Genomic DNA, 20,107 nt, shown 5'->3' with positions numbered 1-20,107 from the left:
GGCTTGCGCTGATTTCGGGCTAATGACATCGGTGCTGGGGTTAGGGCGACGAGTTTTCTGGCTCCGCTTGCGCACGGGTGCGTACCAGGAAGCGGCCCGCACGCCGGAAGTCACGGGCGAGAAATCCAAGCCCTATCACTACCACTGCCGTGCCGATCGTCATCAACCATCCAAATAGGCTATCGCCACGTCTGGCGAAGTTGAGGACTTGAGGAACGAAGACGAGGGGGATCATCGGCTGGATGAGCAGAAGCGTGGCAAGGTTCTTCCTCAACTGCACCGCTGCGGCCCGGATCACCGGAAGATGTTCTTGGTCAAGGGGTGCCTTTCCTGCGATTTGTCGACGGACTCGCTTTCGTTCGGCGGTCTCCAGCGAGACCAGTACGTCAATCCTCCCCATCTGGGCGGCAGGTACAACTTTCTTCGCGTTATAGATCAGTCCGCCTATAAAGACAGCGATGGCGCCGAGCACGATTCCAAACGCAAGAAAGGTCAGCCCCTTTTCTGGGGCGTCGGGAAAGATTAGCGCTCCGACGACTGTGCCGGCAGCGACCGAGAGGACTAATCCAACCGGGAAGTAGCGGGTGTAATAGGTTTTCAGGGCATCACCGAGACCGTTGTCCTGGATGCCTTGAGCTCTTCTATTGGCCTCTGCCCAACGCTCGTTGGACCCGGCCATAAGTCCGTCAATCCCGTTCATCGTTTTCTTCCCATGGACATTTCTAACGCAGTTAGACAAATGCTGTAACCCCTGATCAAAAAAGTCAGCCCGCTGCCAACAACTTTTGCGCGCACGCATTATCACCGTTGGCCCGCGCCGCGTCCGTAAGCCGGTCCCCCATCGAACATTTCGGGGCGCCCGCTTGCAAACCGGTTTACGGGCGCAGCCAAAGGTCTCAGCATTGTAATGACGTCGGCATGGCAGTACCGCTTGTGCTCGACGGCCCTTACAAGGTTGGATCAGGCCATGAACATTCTTGTGGGGGTAGCTGCCATCGTCATTGGGGCATTGGGATTCTGGCAGCGCGACAGGATCTCCCAGCTAAATCGGGGTTGGAATAGGCGTACGGGCAAGCTGGGAGAGATGGCTGCCGAAGTCGGAACCGCTAAGTACTTTGGTATAGGCGCCATTTTAATGATTCTGGCGGGAGCGGGCACGATCATCTATTCGCTGGTAACGGGGCAAACAGGTGGGTCAAGCGACAGAAGTACGGCCCTTATTGTCATCATCATCGCTGCTGTAGGATTCGTCGTGCTCGGCACGGTTTTCGCAGTGATGCTATTCAAACGGCGCTCTAAGCACTAGTCAAACACCCCGGCGGCGCCGCCCGTAAGGGATCGTATTACGGGCACACGTCGGAGTGGCTGGGCATGGGCACATGCCGTCCCTAGGTTTGGCCTTCACTTATTCCGGGGGAAGAACCGGGGGCGGTGTTGACTCTCTATCAAAGAGTGGACAGTGCTAGCCTCTGAGACTTGCGCCGTAGGTTCGTCGCATCAAAAAAACTGGGGGCTTAGCGTCGAAAGGTGGCAGCATGGCCAACAAGATTCCAAACCCTTGGATAAGTGCCTCATTCTTCGCCTGGGCGGTCCTGTTCGCACTGTGGCAGCCCTTTGTCTGGTGGCGTGGAGTTGCATCCCTATTCGCGGTTGCACTCGGCTTCTGTGGTCTTTACCTGTGGTGGCGCTTCAGAGGAAAGAATTCAAGAGCCAAGCCTCCGAAGGCCTAAGAAGGATCCCCACTTAAGACTGGCCGGAGCCGCCTGCGGCGTCGTCGCTGCGGTGCGCCATAGGCTTGCGGGCGCTTCTGCGAACTGCGGTAGGCCATAAAAGACTCCAATCATGGTGACCGCTGTTCATTACTTGCGACGTGCCCCTACTTCCCCTGGGCGACCGAATAGACGAGCAGACCAAAACCCATGATGACCCAGGCGGTCGCTACAAATCGGACAATAGCAAGCGTCCGTTTCCTGTATGCCTCGGGATCAGACCCTGGTCGGGGAAACGGCCTGGTCCTGGCGCCAAATCTCGCCATTCGACCGGAGAGCATCCACAGGAACCCGCCGACGGCCAACACGGCTAATCCGGCGATTGCGATAGAGGACATCAATCTTCCTATGTTTAACCTATGACGTTACGACTGACCACAGCGTAACGTCTCGCACGTCTGGCATTGGGAAAGTTTGGTAATGACGAGAGACTTTGGCCAGCTCGAATAGTTGGAGACGCCCTACCAGCAATAGAGGATCTCGCGCCCGTAAGCCGATCCCTCTCCAGACATGGCTCACTCGTTCGTCTCAGGCTCCGCATGACTCCTAAGTGAGGGGTTAGGCCCGCCTGTCTGCTCCGGCACGTCACTTCGGGCTTGGCCGTCCTGAACGAAAGTAATTCGAATCTGGCTCCCCTGCCCAAGAATCGACCCAGGGGACGGATCTTGGGAGGTCACCCAGAACAACCCTGGCCAGGTCCGCGAACGAAGTCCAGGCCCGTCAGGGTCCCCGGCGGCGAGACCAAACCCAATGTTCGCAGCTATCTCTTGGGCAATGTGCACAGGCTGGCCAACGAGATCGGGAACAGTCAGCCTCTGACGCTCATTCATCTCTGCAACTCCTTTGATCCTGACCAGCTACAACGGTGAAACCAACTCTGTCCCCTCATCAAAATACCGCCGGCGGGTCAGCCGAGTCTGGCCTACCCGATTTCTTGGTTCCACAAGACAGGGAGGCGACCTTTGGAGGATCCTTCGGCGGGCAGATGGAGGGTCAGCGTCAAGAAAACGCGATGCTTAGGGTGATCAACAGAATCCCGGTGCAGAAGAACAAGATACTGAAACCAATTCCAAGGGATTCCATGGCTTTGACTTGTCGTTGCTCTTCATCCTGCTCGGGTCGGTTGCGGTTGAACATTGTCATGACGGTCTGGTACTGATACTGCGCTATGTCTCTGCGGAATATGAACCAAACCGTAGACACGAGAAGGAGTACCAGCCCAGCTCCGCTAACTCCTACGGTCCCCGGGAACCGCAGGGGCCCGTAGACGGCAAGCAAATAGATGGCCGCCGCCGCTGCCGCGCACAGGGCAAACTGAATCTGGCGTCGCTTACCGAACCCCTGACGTCGATCCGACCATCCGAGGTGGCTTGTCCTGCGCTCCAACGCGCGGATCCATAGGAAGGTCGCTATGCATCCGACAACAAAGAACAGGCTGAGGGCCACTATCAACGGTTCGCGCATAATTCTGACGTTATCCTGACCGATGGAACGGCTGACGCCTCGATCAGCTACGGCAGCGGAACAGCGGGACACTGGCTGGCATCGTGGTGTCCGGAAAATGATTTCCTATCGTGCGAGGCGCGCCGGGTGCCGGCCCTATAGATACCCTTAGAGCGCCAATAGGAGTCCAGATTTTTTGCTCCTACGTTTCGCGTCTTTCCCCCCGTCGCACTTTGCTGAGGCGGGACGACCGCTGAATGTTCTTTCGGGACCAGGCCACCTAAAATCCCGGAAAGCGGGCCTCCATCGCGTACCTGGCGGATAGTTCAGACGCGGACCGCGCCTGCGGCCTCCGCCGTCGCACCGTCCGGGGTTTCGGCCGGCGTGCCTATGCGGGTTTCGCTCCGCTTGGCAGCCGACGCGGCGAAGGCCATGACGGCCACGCCCGCCAGGGTAATGACAGCTCCGGCCCAGATGGGCGACGTGTAGCCGAAGCCGGCCGTGATGGTGACGCCGCCCAGCCAGGCGCCCAGGGCGTTCCCCACATTGAAGGCGCCGATGTTGGCGCCGGAGGCCAAGGTGGGCGCACCCGGGGCGTACTTCATGACACGCATCTGCAGCCCCGGCACGGTGGCGAAGCCGAAACCGCCCATCAGCACCAGGGAGACCACGGTCAGCACGGGGTTGGCTGCCACCAGGGCGAACGCCACCAGCACCACAGCCAGGACGGCGAGCACCACCAGCAGGGTGCGGTCCACGTTCCGGTCCGCAGCCTTGCCGCCAAGGGTGTTGCCGGCGAATAGCCCGACGCCGAAGACGATCAGGAGCCACGGGACGGTTGAGGCAGCGAATCCCGACACTTCTGTGAGGGTGTAAGCAATGTAGGTGAACGCGCCGAACATGCCGCCGAAGCCCAGGACCGTCACCACGATGGACAGCCACACCTGGCCGGAGCGGAACGCGCCAAGCTCTGAACGCAGGCTTCCGCCGGCTTCGGCTGCGCCGGCCTGCCTGGGCACCAGCGCCAGGATGCCCGCGAGCGCCACCACACCGATCACGGTGATGGCCCAGAAGGTGGCCCGCCAACCAGCGGCTTGGCCCAGCAGGGTGCCGAAGGGGACGCCCAGCACATTGGCGGCAGTAAGCCCGGTGAACATCAGGGCGATGGCACCGGCCTTCTTGCTCGGCGGAACCATGCCGGCAGCCACCACGGCCCCGATGCCGAAGAAGGCGCCGTGCGAGAGCGCGGCGATGACCCGGCCCAACATCATGGGCCAGTAGTCCGCAGCCGTTGCGGACAGCAGGTTCCCGGCGATGAACAGCACCAGCAGGCCGGCCAGGACCGGCTTGCGCTCCAGCCGGGTCACGGCCGCCGTCAACCCCAGGGCGCCTACCACCACGGCGAGCGCATAGCCCGAGATGAACCACCCGGCAGACGCTTCGCTGACCCCGAAGTCGGCGGCAACGTCAGGCAGGAGGCCCGCGATGACGAATTCAGTGAGTCCAATGCCAAACCCTCCGAGGGCGAGGGCGATCAGGCCTACAGGCATGGTGATGCTCCTTTGAGCTGTTCTGGTTGTTCTGTGGGGGGATGGCGCCTAAAATAGTTGCAAGCGCGGTATTTATTGTTGCACATGCAAATATACCGCGCAAGCAACTACTTGTGTGCACCGCCGCCGACCCTCTGTCGCCGGCTTCCCGGAAGGAGCAACCATGGGTATCAAGGACGACGCCGTCGAAGTCCGGGCGCAGGGTTGGCGCACCCTGGCCGCCCTGCACGGCCTGATCGAGGGCGAACTGGAACGGTCCCTTCAGGCCGAGTCGAAGCTGTCCGTGGTGGAGTACACCGTCCTGGACGCATTGAACCGGCAGGACGGCTGGCACATGCGCATGCAGCAGCTTGCGCGGGCCACGGCCCTTAGCCCCAGTGCCACCACACGCCTGGTGAACCGGCTCGAGGACCGGGGGCTGCTCACCAGGATCCTGTGCGATGACGACCGGAGGGGCATCTACACCGAGCTCACCCCCAGCGGCAGCACGCTGCTGGCCGAAGCCCGCCCGGTCCACGACGCAACGCTGGAGCGGGCGCTCGAACAGGCGCAGGCGCTGCCGGAACTTGCACCCCTGGTGGGTGCACTGCCCACGCTTCACGTTCCGGCGTAGCCACGGCCCACCTTCCGGCACCAACAGCAGATGCCCCTCCGGGATTCACCGGAGGGGCATCGCCTGTCTGCGGGCTACGACATGCGGTCTGGGCTAGTTCGCCTTCCCGACGGCGGTCCCGGGCCTCTGTCCGGCAACATTCTTGAAGTAGTGCTCCAGGTCCTCGAGGCTCTTGTCCTTGGTCTCCGGAACGTACTTCGCGGCGAACGCGATGGCGCCCACACCCAGTACGGCGAAAACAAAGAACGTGTTGGACAGCCCGATGGCCGCCAGGAGCTGCGGGAACCCAAAGCCCACCAGGAAGTTGACGATCCACAGCAGGAACGCGGACGCGCCCATGCCCAGGCCGCGGATCTTCAGCGGGAAAATCTCGGACAGCATCAGCCAGGTGACCGGTGAGATGGCGCCCTGCTGGAAGGCCAGGAACGTCACGGTGAGCGCCAGGATCACGAAACCCCGGACGGAGCCTTCCGGCAGGATCAGTGAGAAGAGCCCGATCAGCAGCAGCGCCGTCGTCGTACCGACCTGTCCGGTGATGAGCATCCTGCGGCGCCCCACTTTGCCCAGCAACCAAATGCCGACAAACGTGGCCAGCACCGAAATGACGCCGTTGGCGATGTTGGCGGTCAGGGCCGCTTCGCGGCCGAATCCGGATTCCGACAGGATCTGGGTGCCGTAGTACATGATGGAGTTCACGCCGGTGATCTGCTGGATCACCGCCAACCCGAGGCCCACAAAGAAGATCCGGCGGAGCCACGGTATGCCCAGGTCCTTCCAGGTGCCCATCTTGGACTTGTAGTCCTCCACGGCCATGGCCTTGACTTCCTCGAACTCCTTTCTGGCCTCCTCCTGGGACCGGATCCGCTGCAGCACGCTGAGCGTTTCGCCGAAGCTGCCCATGGAAGCGAGCCAGCGGGGGCTCTCGGGCATGAAGTTCATCCCGATCCACAGCGCGATGGCAGGAAGGGTGGCAATCACCAGCATCCAGCGCCAGATGCCGCCGGCCTCGCCGAAGGTGTTGCCGAGGTAGGCGTTGAAGATGAACGCCAGCAGCTGGCCGGTGACGATCATCAGCTCGTTCTGCGTGACGATCCGCCCGCGGCGGTCGCTCGGTGATACTTCCGCAAGGTAAACCGGGACCGTAACCGAGGCACCACCCACGGCCAGGCCCAGGATGAACCTCGCAGCGATCATCACTTCAGTGGTCGGCGAAAAGGTGCAGGCGAGCGTCCCGATCAGGAAGATGACGGCCAGGACCATGATCATCCTGCGGCGGCCGCTGCGGTCAGCCAGCCGGCCGCCGAACAAGGCACCGAACGCCGCACCGAACAGCAGCGACGACGTCACCAGCCCCTCGGTGAGCGGCGTCAGCCCCAGGTCCTCCTGCATGTACGGCAGCGCGCCGTTGATGACGCCCGTGTCGTAGCCGAAGAGCAGGCCACCAAACGTGGAGATGATGGTGACGGTCCGGAGCGCCTTCTTGTGGTTTCCGGGCCGCGCTTCTTTTGCGGCAGGGGCAGGAGCAGGCGAACTCATACGCTGACCTTTTGGACATACTGCTCCATGGTGGCCAATTGGTACCGGGACACCTCATCCGCCTTGTCGTCCTCGGCGAAGACGCTGGAGACCATCACGGTGTCCTCGCGGTCCAGGAAGCCGATTTCCTTGAGGCCACCAAAGAACTCATCCCAGTTCACGTCGCCGTCGCCCACCTTCAGGTGCTGGTGGACGCGGACCGGGTTGCCCGGCGGGTTGGTGATGTAGCGCAGGCCGTGCGAGGCGTGGTGGTCCATGGTGTCGGCCACGTGGACCAGGCGCAGCTTGTCCCCCGCCGCCCGCATGATCTCCAGCGGCTGGTTCTTCATGTGGAAGCTGTGCGAGGCCACGTAGACCATGCCCACGTTCTTCGAATTCACGCCCCGGATCACGCGGATGGCCGCGAGGCCTTCCTCCACGAAGTCGTCAGGGTGGGGGTCGATCAGCAGGTCGATGCCCTCACGTTCGATGATGGGCAGCAGTTCCTCCATGGACCGGTAGAACGCCCGCTCGGATTCCTCTGCCTTTTCGGGCCGGCCGCTGAATTCTGTGTTCATGGTGCTGACGCCGAGGTCCACAGCAATCTGGATGGCCCGTTTCCAGTACCGGACTGCCGCTTCACGGGCGTCCTCGTCCGGTCCGGACCAGCGGAGCACGGGCAGGATGGAGGCGATCTCGATGCCGGCGTCCTTGCACGCCTTGCCCAGCTGGCCCACCAGCTCGTCGTCCGCCTTGGGGTGGTTGTAGAACGGGATGAAGTCCCCGTGCGGGGTCATCTGCATGTACTTGTAGCCAAGGTCCGCCACCACCCGCGGAAACTCCAGGAGGCTGTGCGAGTGGTGGTACGGGGTGGGGTCAAGTGCGATTTTCACGTAAACACTCCATTGTGGATCAGGAAGGCCGAAAAGGTGGAACTAGCTGTAGAGGTCCGGCTTTGCGGCCAGCTTCACTGCAACCTTCTCGCCGTTCTTCTGTGCCTCGACGCCGGCTTCGCAGCACGCTGCGGTGGCATACCCGTCCCAGGCGGAGGGGCCGCCGATTTCGCCCTTAAGTGCCGCGTCAACCCAGGCCTGGATTTCGACGTCGTACGCCGCGCCGAAGCGCTCTTCGAAACCGGGGGTGACGCTGCCGCCCCAGCGTCCGGCGCTGCGGGTGTAGGGGCCCTTGTCACCGCCGATGCTGACGACGCCTTCTTCGAAGGACGCCTGGGTGGCCACTTCGTAGCCGTACTTTGCGTTGACGTAGATTTCGACGTCGGCCAGGACGCCGGACTCCGTCTCGATCAGGACGTGCTGGGGGTCGTGCTGGCCGGCCGGGGCGTTCTTGGTGGCCTTGCCGAGACGGACCTGGACGGACGTGATTTCCTCGCCGGTGAAGAACCGGATGGCGTCGAACTCGTGGACCACGGAGTCGTTGATCAGCATCTCGTTGGTGAAGCCCGCCGGGGTGGTGGGGTTGCGGTGCTGGTGGTGCAGCATCAGCAGTTCGCCGAGTTCCTGGTTCCGGATGATGGAGCCGAGCGCGGCGTACTCGGCGTCGAAGCGCCGCATGAAGCCGACCTGGATGCGCTTGCGGCCCAGCGCCACCTCAGCCTCGACGATCTTCAGCGAGGACTCTGCATCCGGGGTCAGCGGCTTTTCGCAGAGGATAGGGATGTCCCTGGCGATGGCCTTGAAAAGGATCTCCTCGTGCAGGAAGCCGGGGGTGGCGATGAGGACGGCGTTGACGTCGCCGTTGTTGAGCGCTTCCTCGGCGTCAGCGAGGGCCACAGCGCCCGGGATACCTTCGATCGCGGCCTCGGCACGGGCGAGGTCGACGTCGACGACGGCGGCCACTTCGGCGCCGTGGATTCGCTGGTGGAGCCGCTGGATGTGGTCGGCGCCCATGCGCCCGGCACCGATGACGGCGACGCGGAGGGTTTCAGTCATTGTTCTGTCCTTAAGGATCTGGAAGGAGTGGGCTGTGCTGTCTGAAAGTGCTGGTCCGTCAGCTGACGGACGTACGGGAACCGCAGGACAGCAGGTAGTTGCGGGTGCGCTTGGCGATCGGCATGGGCACATCGAAGGACACGGGGTACATGTCCTGCTCCACGATGCCGAAGATGGGCCGGTTGAGCGCTTCCACGGCTTCGATGACGGCGCGCAGGTCCGGCAGGCCGTTGGGCGGCTCGGTCATGACGCCGGCCAGATTGGCAGCGGCCCACGTCATGTTTTCGTCGTTGACCTTCTTGAGGATCTCCGGGTTGATCTGCTTCAGGTGAAGGTAGCCGATCCGGTCCGGGTAGTTCTTGATCAGTTCAAGGCTGGAGGCTCCGCAGTATTCGGCGTGACCGGTGTCCAGGCAGAGGTTCAGGTACTGCGGGTCCGTGGCGCCGAGCAGTGTTTCGATGTCCTGCTGGGCCCCCACGTGGGAGTCAGCGTGGGAGTGGAACTGCTGCTGCAGGCCAAAGTCCTCCAGGAGGGTCTTGCCCAGCCGGTTGTGTCCGTCGAACAGGTCGCTCCAGGCTTTCTCGCTGAGGGTGCCGCTTTCCACGGCTTCGCCGGTGACGTCGTCACGCCACATGGCCGGGATGACCACGATGTGCTCGCCGCCCATTGCGGCGGTGAGTTCGGCGACCTTGCGCGCGGGCTCCCAGGCGGTCTCCCACTGGTCCAGACCGCGATGGAAGGCCGTGAAGACGGTACCGGCGGTGACCTTGAGGTCGCGCTGCTTCAGTTCCTCCGCCAGGCGGGCGGGATCGTTGGGCAGGTAGCCATAGGGGCCCAGTTCGATCCACTTGTAGCCGGACTCCGCCACCTCGTCGAGGAAGCGTTCCCAAGGGGTCTGCTGGGGGTCGTCCGCGAACCAGACGCCCCAAGAGTCAGGGGCGGTGCCGATGATCAGCTTGTTCTCAGTCATGACAGCGTTGTCTCTCTCTGGTGTCAGTTGGAGGGGAAGTTGTAGGAGGCGCCGGAGGCGTGGTGGGTTTCGGGCCAGCGGGAGGTGATGACCTTGCCGCGGGTGTAGAACGATACGCCGTCGGGGCCGTAGATGTGCTTGTCGCCGAAGAGGGAAGCCTTCCAGCCGCCGAAGGAGTGGTAAGCCACCGGGACGGGCAGGGGCACGTTGATGCCGATCATGCCGACGGTGACGGAGCGCTGGAACTTGCGGGCGGCAGCGCCGGAGGAGGTGAAGATGGCGGTGCCGTTGCCGTAGGGGTTGGCGTTGATGAGGGCGATGCCGTCTTCGAGGGTGTCGACGCGGACCACGACGAGGACGGGTCCGAAGATCTCCTCCTGGTAAGCGGTCATTTCGGTTTTGACGTGGTCCAGGACGGTGGGGCCCACCCAGAAGCCGTCTTCGTGGCCGGGGACCACAAGGTCGCGGCCGTCAACCACCATGGCGGCGCCGGCACTCTCGGCTTCGGTAACGATCCGAAGGATGCGTTCCTTGGAGGCGGGGGTGATGACCGGGCCCATTTCGGCGTCGGGTTCGGTGCCGTTGTTGACCTTGACGGCCTCGGCACGTTCCTGGACCTTCGCGACCAGGGCATCGGCAGCTTCCCCTACGGCGACGGCGACGGAGATCGCCATGCAGCGTTCCCCGGCGGAACCGAAGGCTGCTGCGGCCAGGTGGTCGGCGGCGTTGTCGAGGTCAGCGTCGGGCAGGATGATGGCATGGTTCTTCGCCCCGCCCAGGGCCTGGACACGCTTGCCGTGCTTGGTGGCCGTCTCGTGGACATACTGCGCGATCGGAGTGGAGCCAACAAAGCTGATGCCGTCCACGTCCGGGTGGGTCAGCAGCCCGTCCACGGTTTCCTTGTCACCGTGCAGGACCTGGAACACGCCGTCCGGCAGGCCGGCTTCCTTCCAGAGCTTGGCAAGCAGCAGCGAGGCGGAGGGGTCGCGTTCGGAGGGCTTGAGGATGAACGCGTTGCCGGTGGCGATGGCCATTGGCGCCATCCAGAGCGGCACCATGACGGGGAAGTTGAACGGCGTGATGCCGGCGACCACGCCGAGGGGTTCGCGGAAGGAGAAGACGTCGATGCCGGTGGAGACCTGGTCCGAGTAGTCGCCCTTGAGCAGGGTGGGGACGCCGCAGGCGTATTCGATGACTTCGAGGCCGCGGCCGATTTCGCCCTTGGCGTCGGAGAGGACCTTGCCGTGCTCTGCGGTGATCAGCTGGGCGAGTTCGTCCACGTGGGCGGCCACGAGTTCACGGAACTTGAACAGCACAGCGGTGCGCTTGGCCAGGGAAATGTCGCCCCAGGTATCGGCAGCGGCGCGGGCGGCGGCGACGGTGGCGTCCAGGTCGGCGCGGTTGGCCAGGCGCAGCTCGGCGGAGACCTGGCCGGTGGCCGGGTTGTAGACCGGGGTGGTGCGGTCGCCGTCACCGGCGGTTTCTGCGCCGTTGATGAAGTGGTTGATGACCGTGGTTTCGGTGGTTGTTGCAGTCATGGGACTCTTCCTTGAGTGGTTCGAAGGGGATGAAAGGTAGGGGGGGTCAGCCGAGCAGTTTGCGCTGGCGGGACTTGTGGTCGGCGTAGGTCTGGAAAGCCTGCTTGGTGGAATCCAGTTCTGACACTTGGGAGACGGGGACATCCCACCAGGATTCCGAAGACGGCGCGTCCAGCAGGGGGTCGGATTCGACGTGGATCAGGATGGGCCCGGTGCCTTCAGGGGCCGCTTTGGCGTCGCGGACGGCCTGTTCGAGTTCGGCGATGACCTTCTCGCCCGGTTCGATCCGGATGACCTTCACGCCAAGGGACTCGGCATTCAGGGCCAGGTCCACGGGCAGGGTCTCCCCCGCGTCGAAGCTGTGCTGCTCTTCGTTCAGTTCCCGGTACTGGGTGCCGAACCGCTGCGAGCCGAGGGATTCGGAGAGCGAGCCGATGGACGCGTAGCCGTGGTTCTGAATCAGGACCACGATCAGTTTGATGCGTTCGGCCACGGCGGTGACCAGTTCGGTGTGCATCATCAGGTAAGAGCCATCCCCCACCATCACGACGACGTCCCGCACCTCCGCGCCTGGCTCGCCTGCCGCCGTCGTACTTTTCGCTTCGGCGATTGCGGCGCGCTTGACGCCGAGGCCGCCGGGGATCTCGTAGCCCATGCAGGAGTAGGCATATTCGACGTGGTAGCCGAACGGGTCGCGGACGCGCCACATCTTGTGCAGGTCACCGGGCAGTGACCCGGCAGCGCAGATCACCACGTCGCGGGCGTCCATGGCTTTGTTGGTGGCGCCGATGATGGCGTTCTGGCTCACCAGCGGCGCGTAGTCCTGGGCGAAGGCTTCGTCCACGGTGGCGTCCCAGCGCTGCTTCTCGGACGCGACCTGCTGTTCGAGGTCGGCGCCGATGCGGTAGCCACCCAGGGCCGTGTTGAGCTTGACCAGGGCTTTGCGGGCGTCGGTGACGATCGGCAGCGTGGTGCCGTGCTTGTACGCGTCGATCGGGGCAACGTTGATATTCACGAACCGCACGTCCGGGTTCTGGAACGCAGTCCGGGACGCTGTGGTGAAGTCCTCGTAGCGGGTGCCGATGCCGATGATCAGGTCCGCCTCGGCAGCAATGGCGTTCGCCGCCGTCGTGCCCGTGGAACCGATCGCACCGAGGGACTGCTTGTGGTCCCAGGGCAGGACACCCACGCCGGCCTGCGTGTTGCCCACCGGAATACCGGTCAGCTCGGCGAACTTCGCCAGTTCGTCGTTGGCATAGGCATACAGGACACCGCCGCCGGCAATGATCAGCGGACGCTTCGCGGCCCGGATCGCTGCGACAGCGCGGGCGATGTCGTCATCGTCGGCGTCGGGGCGGCGGATCCGCCACTCGCGCTCAGCCAGGAACTCCTCGGGGACATCGAAGGCCTCGGCCTGGACGTCCTGCGGCAGGGAAATGGTCACCGCCCCGGTTTCGGCCGGGTCGGTGAGGACGCGCAGGCCGTGGTGGAACGCGGAGAACAGCTGCTCGGGCCGGTTCACGCGGTCGAAGAACTTGGACAACGGCCGGAACGCGTCATTGACCGTGATGTCGTAGGCGTGCGGCTGCTCCAGCTGCTGCAGGACGGGGTCAGCGGCGCGGGTGGCGAACGTGTCACTCGGGAGCAGCAGCACGGGCAGCCGGTTGGTGGTGGCCAGCGCGGCACCGGTCAGCAGGTTCGAGGAACCGGGGCCGATGGAGGTGCTGATCGCGTACGTCTGTCGGCGGCGGGTGTGCCGGGCGTAGCCCACGGCCTGGTGGACCTGGGCCTGCTCGTTCCGGCCCTGGTAGTACGGCATGATGGCCGGGTCCAGCTGCTGGTACTGCTTCAGCGCCTGGCCCACACCGGCCACGTTGCCGTGCCCGAAGATCCCGAACGTGCCCGGGATGAGCCGCTCACGGTACTCCACCCCGTTGATCGTGTCGACGGTGTACTGCTGGGAAAGGTATTCGACGACGGCCTGCGCCACCGTCATCCTGCGTGTAGTTGTGCCCATGGCTGTTTACTCCGGAAGTTCTGTGGTGTGGTGCAGCAGCGACGCTGCGGTGGCGACGGCGCCGGCAACATCCCCGTCGGCGGGGTAGAGCAGCGTCCGGCCCACCGTAAGGCCCTGCACGCCCGGCAGCGACAGCGCAGCCTCCCAGGTGGCGAAGACTTCGTCCTGGGACCCATCCGGGTCCCCGCCCAGCAGGACGGTGGGCATGGTGGTGGCAGCCATCACGCGTTCCATCTCAGAGACGACCGGGAGTTTCATCCAGGTGTAGGCACTGGTGGAGCCGAGGCCCGCTGCGATGCCGATGGATTTGATCACCGCGTTGGTGGACAGGTCATTGCGGACCCTGCCGTTTTCCCGGACGGACAGGAAGGGCTCCACCATGGCGATCAGCTTCCGCTCAGCCAGTGAATCGATGGCTTTGGCGGTGGCTTCGAGGGTTGCGACGGTATCCGGGTCGCCCAAGCAGATGCGGGTCAGCATCTTGCCGCCGTCGGCACCGAGCGCTTCAAGGGCGGCCGCGGTGTGGCCGGTGAACCGGTCATCGAGCTCATTGACCAGGCCGGCCAGGCCGCCGCGGTTCATGGACCCGAACACCAGCTTGCCCTCGAGGGCGCCCAGCAAAAGCAGGTCGTCCATGATGTCCGGGGAGGCGAGGATTCCGTCCACGGCCGGGTTGGCCAGGGCGATCTGCAACCGGTCCAGCAGCTGGCGGCGGTCCGCCATGGCCACGGGGTCGTTGCCGACAGCCAGGGCGCCGCGGGCCGGGTGGTCGGCGGCAACGATGAAGTTCTGCCGGCCGGCCTTCAGGCCCGGGTGGCGGCGGCGGGACTTGGCCGCACGGGCCACGGCCTCAGGGTCTTCCAGCCGGATGGTGCTCAGGCGCTCATACCGGCGGGGATCATCGGCCACGGCAGGGCCGGTGGTCACGGGGGTGAGGGTCACAGTGCTGCTCCTTCGGGAATGGAGGCACCGGAAACGGCACCTGGCACGCTGCGGCCACGTTCTGCCAGCAGCGAGGTGACCTCGTCCGGCGTCGGCATGGCATCAGCGCAGGAGAGGCGGGAGGCGACGATCGCGCCTGCGGCGTTGGCGTAGTCCAGGACCTGTTCGAGCGGCCAACCGGAGAGCAGGCCGTGGCAGAAGGCTCCGCCGAAGGAATCCCCGGCGCCCAGGCCGTTGAGGGTTTCCACCGGGACTGGGGCGGAGACGACGCGCTCGGTGCGGGTCTTGGCCATGACGCCCTCCGCGCCGAGCTTGACGACGGCGATCTCCACGCCGGCGGCCAGCAGGCGGTCCGCCTGCTCGTCGGGGGTTCCCTCCCCCACGGCGACAGCGCATTCCTTGTCGTTGCCGATGGCGACGGTAACGTGCGGCAGGATCTTGGCGACCTCGGCCCGGGCTTCCTCCTCGGAGGCCCAGAACATCGGCCGGTAATCAAGGTCCAGGATGGTGAACTGGCCCTCGGCGAGCCCGGTACGGGGGCGGGCCTCGTGCGCGGCGATGTGGGCACTGCGGCTGGGCTCCTGGCAGAGGCCCGTGACAGTGGACCAGAAGATCCCTGCCTCGCGGATCGCGTCCAGGTCCAGCTCGCCGGCTTTGATCTGCAGGTCCGGTGCCGTGGGGAAGCGCCCGTAGAAGTAGAGCGGGAACTCGTCCGTGGCGGGCTTGATGGCGCAGAAGGTGACCGCGGTGGGCCAGTCCTGAACCGGCGTCACGAAAGTGTCATCGACGTTGAACTTGTGCAGTTCGCGGTGCAGGTAGGTGCCGAACGCGTCATCCCCGGTGCGGGTGATAACACCGGCCCGGCGGCCGTGCCGGGCGGCGGCAACGGCAACGTTCGAGGGCGAACCGCCCAGGTACTTGCCGAAGGAGTTAACGTCCTCCAGGCCAACCCCGATGTCGTTCGGGTAAATATCAACGCTGATGCGCCCGATCGTAAGAAGCTCATGGGTCACGGTGATCGTGGACCTTTCTGGTGTGGAACGTGGCACCTTCGGAAGGCTGGTGGTCCGGGCCGTAAAGGCCGTGGTGTGGGCCACAGGCACTACTTTGCCCTAGATCGAATGTCCTGTCAAAGGTTTGTACTGACATACTTACAACACGATTAGAGCGCGCTAAATATTTGCGCTGCTATTTCTTCGGAACAGCCAGTTCACCGGTGACGTACTGTGCGCGGCCATAGCCGAAGGACCAGTCGCCCGCCGTATTTTCCACGTAGCCGATGAAGACGTCCTCGCCGGCAACGCCCACTTCGGAGAGCTTCCCCGCGACGGCAGCAAACAGCTGCTGCTTGGCTTCCTGGGAGCGGCCGGCCTGCGTGAAGATCTGGATCATGACCACTCCCCCAGTGCGCTCGAACCCCAGGCCGGCGTCCTGCGCGACAATCTGGCCCTGGGGGTGTTCGGTGAGGATGTGGAAGTAGTCCCGCTCCGGGATGCCATACTCGGCGAGAATGGCGTCGTGGATGCCGCGGCTCAGGCGCTGCATCTCATCCGGGGTGCGGCCTTCATTAACATCAATGCGAACCAATGGCATTCGAGTTCTCCTTCAGAAAGTTTGTACTGACATACTAACAAACTATGAAAATGGAAAACAAGACCCCAGCCCTTGCATCCGGCAATTCGCAGGCCTACTCTTAATCAACCGAAAGGTTGATCAACAAAAAAGTTGAATAGCAATCCACCCAGTCGAGCAAGGACTCCCGATGATTTCCGACAGCACGGCCCTGGACTCGGCCTTCCTGGCCCTGGCCGACCCCGTCCGGCGGAGCATCATCGCCCGGCTGAGCCGAGGCCCGGCCACGGTGAATGAACTGGCGGAACCATTCGAGATCTCCAAGCAGGCGGTCTCAAAGCACATCCAGGTACTCGAACAGGCGCAATTGGTCACCCGCACCCGGGACGCCCAGCGCAGGCCCGTCCACCTGAACCCTGCACGGCTTGAGGCGCTCACAGCGTGGATCGACCAGTACCGGCTGGTCCGCGAAGGGCAGTTCCGCAACCTCGATGCCGTACTTCAATCCAGCGCCGGGCAACGCGGCGCCAAGGCAAAGGAGAAATGATGAGCAACTCCCTGAAGCTTTCCGTCCCCGAAGGCCTGCCCTTCATCGACTATGAGCGCGAGTTCGACTTTCCCGTAGCGGATGTCTTCCGCGCCCACAAGGAACCGGACCTGATCATCCAGTGGCTGGGCCCGCGCGGCATGAAGATGGAAATGGACCACTACGATTTCCGCAGCGGCGGCACCTACCGTTACATCCATACCGGGCCGGAGGGGGTGCCCTACGAGTTCCGCGGGATCTTCCACACGGTCCGCGAAAATGAGTTCGCGCTGCAGACCTTCGAGTTCGGCGGCTACCCGGATATCGTCAGCCTCGAATACATGACCTTCGAGGACCTCGGCAGCGGCCGGTGCAGGCTCCGCGGCCACTCCGTCTACCCCAGCCTTGAAGCACGGGACGGCATGGCGCAGTCAGGCATGGAGGGCGGCATGACCGAAGGCTACGAGCGGCTGGACGAGCTGCTGAGCGGCGCCAAGGTCTGACGGGCACCGACGAACGGGTGCGACGGCGGGACGGCACCTTCAGGCCGCCAAGTTGCCACCCGTCGTCGTACTTAAGCGAAAAAGCGGCGCTTAGACAAAAAAGCGGCGCCTCCTGCCGTCCCGAAGGACAGCAGGAGGCGCCGCTTTTTTCGTGCTGGTGCAGCCTAAAGGGTTGCAAAGACCTCGCGCAGCAGCTTGGCGGTCTCGGACGGCGTCTTGCCGACCTTCACGCCTGCAGCTTCGAGGGCTTCCTTCTTGGCCTGTGCGGTGCCCGCGGAGCCGGAGACGATGGCGCCTGCGTGGCCCATGGTCTTGCCCTCGGGGGCGGTGAAGCCTGCAACATAGCCGACAACCGGCTTGGTGACGTTGGCCTTGATGAAGTCGGCTGCGCGCTCTTCAGCGTCACCGCCGATTTCACCGATCATGACGATGGCCTTGGTCTCGGGGTCGGCTTCGAACGCAGCCAGGGCGTCGATGTGGGTGGTGCCGATGACGGGGTCGCCGCCGATGCCGATGGCGGTGGAGAAGCCAAGGTCACGGAGTTCGTACATCATCTGGTAGGTCAGGGTGCCTGACTTCGAGACGAGGCCGATGGGGCCCTTGCCGGTGATGTTGGCGGGGGTGATGCCCACCAGTGCTTCGCCGGGGGTGATGATGCCGGGGCAGTTCGGTCCGATGATGCGGGTGACCTGGTTACCGTCTGCGTCAACCGTGGCCTGGGCCAGGGCCCAGAATTCGGCGGAGTCCTGGACCGGAACGCCTTCGGTGATGACGACGACCAGTCCGATGCCTGCTTCGATGGCTTCAACGACGGCAGCCTTGGTGAATGCCGGCGGCACGAAGACGATCGAGACGTCAGCGCCGGTCTCCGCGATGGCTTCCTTGACGGTGCCGAAGACGGTGATTTCCTTCTCGCCGTGCAGCACCGTGGTGCCGGCCTTGCGGGCGTTGACGCCACCGACGATGTTGGTGCCGGCCTTGAGCATCAGGGCGGTGTGCTTGGTGCCTTCGCCGCCGGTGATGCCCTGGACGATGACCTTGGAGTCCTTGTTGAGGTAGATAGACATGGTGCGTCCCTTTACTTAGCTGCGTTGGCGAGCTCGGCGGCCTTGTCGGCGCCCTCGTCCATGGTGGCGGCCAGGGTAACCAGCGGGTGGTTGGCCTCGTTGAGGATGCGGCGGCCTTCCTCGACGTTGTTGCCGTCGAGGCGGACTACCAGCGGCTTGTTGGCGGTGTGGCCCAGTTCGGCCAGCGCACCCACGATGCCCTTGGCGACGGCGTCGCAGGCGGTGATGCCGCCGAAGACGTTGACGAACACGGACTTGACCTGCTCGTCGCCCAGGATGACGTCCAGGCCTGCGGCCATGACCTCTGCCGAGGCTCCGCCGCCGATGTCCAGGAAGTTGGCGGGCTTGACGTTGCCGTGGTTTTCACCGGCGTAGGCAACGACGTCCAGGGTGGACATGACCAGGCCTGCACCGTTGCCGATGATGCCCACTTCGCCGTCGAGCTTGACGTAGTTGAGGTCCTGCGCCTTTGCCTTGGCCTCGAGGGGATCAGCGGCGTCCTTGTCCTCCAGCTGCGCGTGCTTGGCGTGGCGGAACTCGGCGTTCTCGTCCAGGGAGACCTTGCCGTCCAGGGCGACGATGTCACCGGCGCCGGTCTTGACCAGAGGGTTGACCTCCACAAGGGTGGCGTCTTCCTTCTTGAAGACGTCCCAAAGCTTGAGGATGACATCGGCGACCTTGCCGCGCAGTTCCTCAGCGAAGCCCGCGGCTGCGACGATTTCGTCAGCCTTGGCCTGGTCGATGCCGACGGCGGGGTCGATGGCGATCTTCGCCAGGGCCTCGGGGCGTTCGACGGCGAGCTGTTCGATTTCCATGCCGCCTTCAACCGAGCACATGGCCAGGTAGTTGCGGTTGGCCCGGTCCAGCAGGACGGAGAAGTAGTATTCCTCGGCAATGTCCGCACCCTGGGCGATCATCACCTTGTTGACGGTGTGGCCCTTGATGTCCATGCCCAGGATGTTGGTGGAGTGCTCAAGTGCTTCGTCAGCGGACTTTGCAACCTTGACGCCGCCGGCCTTGCCGCGGCCGCCAACCTTGACCTGTGCCTTGACGACGGTAACGCCGCCAATCTTTTCGGCAGCTGCTTTTGCTTCTTCAGGGGTGTACGCCACGATGCCGGCCAGCACGGGTACACCGTGCGCCTCGAACATATCGCGCGCCTGGTATTCAAACAGGTCCACGGTTTAGTGTCCTTCTACGTCGAAGTAGTTTCTATACAGCCGGACACCATCGAAAGACGGTGGCCGGGCTGCGGAATGCACGCACGGGCGGCCTGTTGGAAACGAGCCACGCGGCGTTGTTGCTCCATGGGGAACTCTAGTCCTTTGGAAGGACGGAGCCGTTCCAGAGTACCGCTTATGTGAGTAACGACACTATTCTATGGGGCGTAGAAAAACCGCGGAATTACGGGGTTTTTGGGGCATCTGCGGGCGCCGTGGCGGTGCCGGGTGCGGGGGCGGAAATCAGTTCATACTTCTGCGGGGTGACAAAGAACCCCACCCCGGCCGAGACGTTTCCGCATGCCACGCCACCGTTGTAGGCCGAGCAGCGCAGGCCGTTGCGTTCCAGGTTCTGCCCGTTCGCCAAAGCGCGTATCTGGAGCAGTGGACCGGCCTTGCTGCCGCCCGGCCCGTACGTGGCTTCGGTCTGGGTGACGCCGGAACGGCATTCCCCGTAGCGGGCAGCGTCCGGGGTCAGCAGTGCCACGCCGCCCAGGTAGCCGAGGTTGGTTCCCGCGCAGTCGTCCTTGACGTCCCCGCGGGCCGGCTCGGCGTAGGTGGCAAGCTCGCAATGGGCCACGGGGACGGTTGCGAGTTTGTTGTTGGCGGTGTCGCTGAAGCTGTTCTCTTCGTACGGAAGGTTGATGTGTTCCCCCCGCGCCGAGGTGAGCGAGCAGACGATGCTCCGGTCTTCAGTGGCGAAGGACAGAACGTCCTCCCCGCCGCCGGAAAAGTCCTCGGGGTTGGCCAGCGGGGCCTGTTCGAGCTGGGCCATGGGTGCCAGCGGCGCCGGCGGGACGTAGTCAGGGTCCTCAGTGGTGACGCTGCACGCAGTAACGGTGAACAGGAGGGTCACAAGAGGCAGGGCGGCGAGCATCCCCAAAGCAGTCCGTCGCATGGGCTCCATTATGCT

At 63.9% G+C, this 20,107-nt stretch carries 20 protein-coding genes; 4 read left to right on the top strand and 16 right to left on the bottom strand.

The genetic code is table 11. The features are described 5' to 3' along the window. Positions 1-40: 40 nt before the first annotated feature. Positions 41-700 (bottom strand): hypothetical protein, encoded by a 660-nt coding sequence (locus AC1DBN_RS15930; RefSeq protein ID WP_314215430.1) that lies wholly within the window; start codon positions 698-700, stop codon positions 41-43. A 267-nt stretch (positions 701-967) separates the two neighbouring features. On the opposite strand from AC1DBN_RS15930, the gene AC1DBN_RS15925 reads away from it, so the two are divergent. Beyond that, a complete protein-coding gene (locus AC1DBN_RS15925) occupies positions 968-1,306 on the top strand; it encodes a hypothetical protein (protein WP_314215431.1) in 339 nt (112 codons plus the stop codon). Positions 1,307-2,284: 978 nt separating this feature from the next. Here the strand turns inward: AC1DBN_RS15925 and AC1DBN_RS15920 are convergent. The 3 genes from AC1DBN_RS15920 to AC1DBN_RS15910 form a co-directional block, all read right to left on the bottom strand. Continuing rightward, positions 2,285-2,599 (bottom strand): PASTA domain-containing protein, encoded by a 315-nt coding sequence (locus tag AC1DBN_RS15920; RefSeq protein WP_091718499.1) that lies wholly within the window; start codon positions 2,597-2,599, stop codon positions 2,285-2,287. Positions 2,600-2,768: 169 nt separating this feature from the next. Next, a complete protein-coding gene (locus AC1DBN_RS15915) occupies positions 2,769-3,233 on the bottom strand; it encodes a hypothetical protein (protein WP_091718497.1) in 465 nt (154 codons plus the stop codon). A gap of 305 nt (positions 3,234-3,538) precedes the next feature. After that, a complete protein-coding gene (locus AC1DBN_RS15910; protein WP_091718495.1) occupies positions 3,539-4,762 on the bottom strand; it encodes an MFS transporter in 1,224 nt (407 codons plus the stop codon). 163 nt (positions 4,763-4,925) lie between these two features. Between AC1DBN_RS15910 and AC1DBN_RS15905 the strand changes: the two genes are divergently transcribed. Further along, positions 4,926-5,375 carry a MarR family winged helix-turn-helix transcriptional regulator gene (locus AC1DBN_RS15905; protein ID WP_091718493.1) on the top strand — a complete coding sequence of 150 codons (450 nt, stop codon included), beginning with the start codon at positions 4,926-4,928 and terminating at the stop codon, positions 5,373-5,375. A gap of 93 nt (positions 5,376-5,468) precedes the next feature. Here AC1DBN_RS15905 and AC1DBN_RS15900 read toward each other — a convergent pair whose 3' ends face one another. The 9 genes from AC1DBN_RS15900 to AC1DBN_RS15860 form a co-directional block, all read right to left on the bottom strand. Next, complete coding sequence (locus tag AC1DBN_RS15900) at positions 5,469-6,911, bottom strand: sugar porter family MFS transporter (RefSeq protein WP_091718491.1); 1,443 nt, start codon at positions 6,909-6,911, stop codon at positions 5,469-5,471. Continuing rightward, on the bottom strand, positions 6,908-7,783 hold the full coding sequence (locus AC1DBN_RS15895) for a sugar phosphate isomerase/epimerase family protein (RefSeq protein WP_091718490.1): 876 nt from the start codon (positions 7,781-7,783) through the stop codon (positions 6,908-6,910). Before AC1DBN_RS15895 ends, AC1DBN_RS15900 begins: the two co-directional genes overlap by 4 nt. Positions 7,784-7,825: 42 nt before the next feature. After that, positions 7,826-8,839 (bottom strand): Gfo/Idh/MocA family protein, encoded by a 1,014-nt coding sequence (locus AC1DBN_RS15890; RefSeq protein WP_314215435.1) that lies wholly within the window; start codon positions 8,837-8,839, stop codon positions 7,826-7,828. A gap of 58 nt (positions 8,840-8,897) precedes the next feature. Continuing rightward, positions 8,898-9,809: a sugar phosphate isomerase/epimerase family protein gene (locus AC1DBN_RS15885; RefSeq protein ID WP_477723612.1), complete on the bottom strand. Its 912-nt coding sequence runs from the start codon at positions 9,807-9,809 to the stop codon at positions 8,898-8,900. Between the two features lie 23 nt (positions 9,810-9,832). Continuing rightward, positions 9,833-11,347 carry a CoA-acylating methylmalonate-semialdehyde dehydrogenase gene (locus tag AC1DBN_RS15880; protein WP_314215438.1) on the bottom strand — a complete coding sequence of 505 codons (1,515 nt, stop codon included), beginning with the start codon at positions 11,345-11,347 and terminating at the stop codon, positions 9,833-9,835. A 46-nt stretch (positions 11,348-11,393) separates the two neighbouring features. Continuing rightward, positions 11,394-13,364, bottom strand: coding sequence for a 3D-(3,5/4)-trihydroxycyclohexane-1,2-dione acylhydrolase (decyclizing) (iolD, locus tag AC1DBN_RS15875; protein ID WP_477723611.1), 1,971 nt, complete (start codon positions 13,362-13,364; stop codon positions 11,394-11,396). Positions 13,365-13,370: 6 nt separating this feature from the next. Then, positions 13,371-14,306 carry a Cgl0159 family (beta/alpha)8-fold protein gene (locus tag AC1DBN_RS15870; protein WP_314215442.1) on the bottom strand — a complete coding sequence of 312 codons (936 nt, stop codon included), beginning with the start codon at positions 14,304-14,306 and terminating at the stop codon, positions 13,371-13,373. Continuing rightward, positions 14,303-15,319, bottom strand: a complete 1,017-nt coding sequence (gene iolC, locus AC1DBN_RS15865; RefSeq protein WP_314215443.1) for a 5-dehydro-2-deoxygluconokinase — start codon at positions 15,317-15,319, stop codon at positions 14,303-14,305. Before iolC ends, AC1DBN_RS15870 begins: the two co-directional genes overlap by 4 nt. Positions 15,320-15,494: 175 nt before the next feature. Next, a complete protein-coding gene (locus AC1DBN_RS15860; RefSeq protein WP_314215445.1) occupies positions 15,495-15,899 on the bottom strand; it encodes a tautomerase family protein in 405 nt (134 codons plus the stop codon). Positions 15,900-16,068: 169 nt separating this feature from the next. Between AC1DBN_RS15860 and AC1DBN_RS15855 the strand changes: the two genes are divergently transcribed. Together AC1DBN_RS15855 and AC1DBN_RS15850 are read left to right on the top strand one after the other, a co-directional pair. Continuing rightward, entirely contained in the window at positions 16,069-16,425 is a 357-nt protein-coding gene (locus AC1DBN_RS15855) for an ArsR/SmtB family transcription factor (RefSeq protein WP_314215447.1), read from the top strand. Continuing rightward, positions 16,425-16,907 (top strand): SRPBCC family protein, encoded by a 483-nt coding sequence (locus AC1DBN_RS15850; protein ID WP_314215449.1) that lies wholly within the window; start codon positions 16,425-16,427, stop codon positions 16,905-16,907. Before AC1DBN_RS15855 ends, AC1DBN_RS15850 begins: the two co-directional genes overlap by 1 nt. A 164-nt stretch (positions 16,908-17,071) precedes the next feature. On the opposite strand, the gene sucD is transcribed toward AC1DBN_RS15850, so the two are convergent. From sucD to AC1DBN_RS15835, 3 genes are all read right to left on the bottom strand, one after another. Beyond that, on the bottom strand, positions 17,072-17,974 hold the full coding sequence (sucD, locus tag AC1DBN_RS15845) for a succinate--CoA ligase subunit alpha (RefSeq protein ID WP_056083823.1): 903 nt from the start codon (positions 17,972-17,974) through the stop codon (positions 17,072-17,074). A gap of 11 nt (positions 17,975-17,985) precedes the next feature. Next, positions 17,986-19,155 (bottom strand): ADP-forming succinate--CoA ligase subunit beta, encoded by a 1,170-nt coding sequence (sucC, locus tag AC1DBN_RS15840; RefSeq protein WP_015936150.1) that lies wholly within the window; start codon positions 19,153-19,155, stop codon positions 17,986-17,988. A 223-nt stretch (positions 19,156-19,378) separates the two neighbouring features. Next, complete coding sequence (locus AC1DBN_RS15835; protein WP_091718472.1) at positions 19,379-20,101, bottom strand: hypothetical protein; 723 nt, start codon at positions 20,099-20,101, stop codon at positions 19,379-19,381. Between the last annotated feature and the right edge of the window lie 6 nt (positions 20,102-20,107).

The sequence above is a fragment of the Pseudarthrobacter sp. 10T415 genome (genome assembly GCF_056394175.1).
The sequence above is the reverse complement of the archived record's forward strand: the minus strand, read 5'-3'. Positions and strand labels throughout refer to the sequence as shown.

What these genes read in the sequence shown, in the direction of transcription:
- AC1DBN_RS15930 (WP_314215430.1), bottom strand. Translation starts at nt 700, where the DNA reads ATGAACGGGATTGACGGACTTATGGCCGGGTCCAACGAGCGTTGGGCA.
- AC1DBN_RS15925 (WP_314215431.1), top strand. Translation starts at nt 968, where the DNA reads ATGAACATTCTTGTGGGGGTAGCTGCCATCGTCATTGGGGCATTGGGA.
- AC1DBN_RS15920 (WP_091718499.1), bottom strand. Translation starts at nt 2,599, where the DNA reads ATGAATGAGCGTCAGAGGCTGACTGTTCCCGATCTCGTTGGCCAGCCT.
- AC1DBN_RS15915 (WP_091718497.1), bottom strand. Translation starts at nt 3,233, where the DNA reads ATGCGCGAACCGTTGATAGTGGCCCTCAGCCTGTTCTTTGTTGTCGGA.
- AC1DBN_RS15910 (WP_091718495.1), bottom strand. Translation starts at nt 4,762, where the DNA reads ATGCCTGTAGGCCTGATCGCCCTCGCCCTCGGAGGGTTTGGCATTGGA.
- AC1DBN_RS15905 (WP_091718493.1), top strand. Translation starts at nt 4,926, where the DNA reads ATGGGTATCAAGGACGACGCCGTCGAAGTCCGGGCGCAGGGTTGGCGC.
- AC1DBN_RS15900 (WP_091718491.1), bottom strand. Translation starts at nt 6,911, where the DNA reads ATGAGTTCGCCTGCTCCTGCCCCTGCCGCAAAAGAAGCGCGGCCCGGA.
- AC1DBN_RS15890 (WP_314215435.1), bottom strand. Translation starts at nt 8,839, where the DNA reads ATGACTGAAACCCTCCGCGTCGCCGTCATCGGTGCCGGGCGCATGGGC.
- AC1DBN_RS15885 (WP_477723612.1), bottom strand. Translation starts at nt 9,809, where the DNA reads ATGACTGAGAACAAGCTGATCATCGGCACCGCCCCTGACTCTTGGGGC.
- AC1DBN_RS15880 (WP_314215438.1), bottom strand. Translation starts at nt 11,347, where the DNA reads ATGACTGCAACAACCACCGAAACCACGGTCATCAACCACTTCATCAAC.
- iolD (WP_477723611.1), bottom strand. Translation starts at nt 13,364, where the DNA reads ATGGGCACAACTACACGCAGGATGACGGTGGCGCAGGCCGTCGTCGAA.
- AC1DBN_RS15860 (WP_314215445.1), bottom strand. Translation starts at nt 15,899, where the DNA reads ATGCCATTGGTTCGCATTGATGTTAATGAAGGCCGCACCCCGGATGAG.
- AC1DBN_RS15855 (WP_314215447.1), top strand. Translation starts at nt 16,069, where the DNA reads ATGATTTCCGACAGCACGGCCCTGGACTCGGCCTTCCTGGCCCTGGCC.
- AC1DBN_RS15850 (WP_314215449.1), top strand. Translation starts at nt 16,425, where the DNA reads ATGAGCAACTCCCTGAAGCTTTCCGTCCCCGAAGGCCTGCCCTTCATC.
- sucD (WP_056083823.1), bottom strand. Translation starts at nt 17,974, where the DNA reads ATGTCTATCTACCTCAACAAGGACTCCAAGGTCATCGTCCAGGGCATC.
- AC1DBN_RS15835 (WP_091718472.1), bottom strand. Translation starts at nt 20,101, where the DNA reads ATGGAGCCCATGCGACGGACTGCTTTGGGGATGCTCGCCGCCCTGCCT.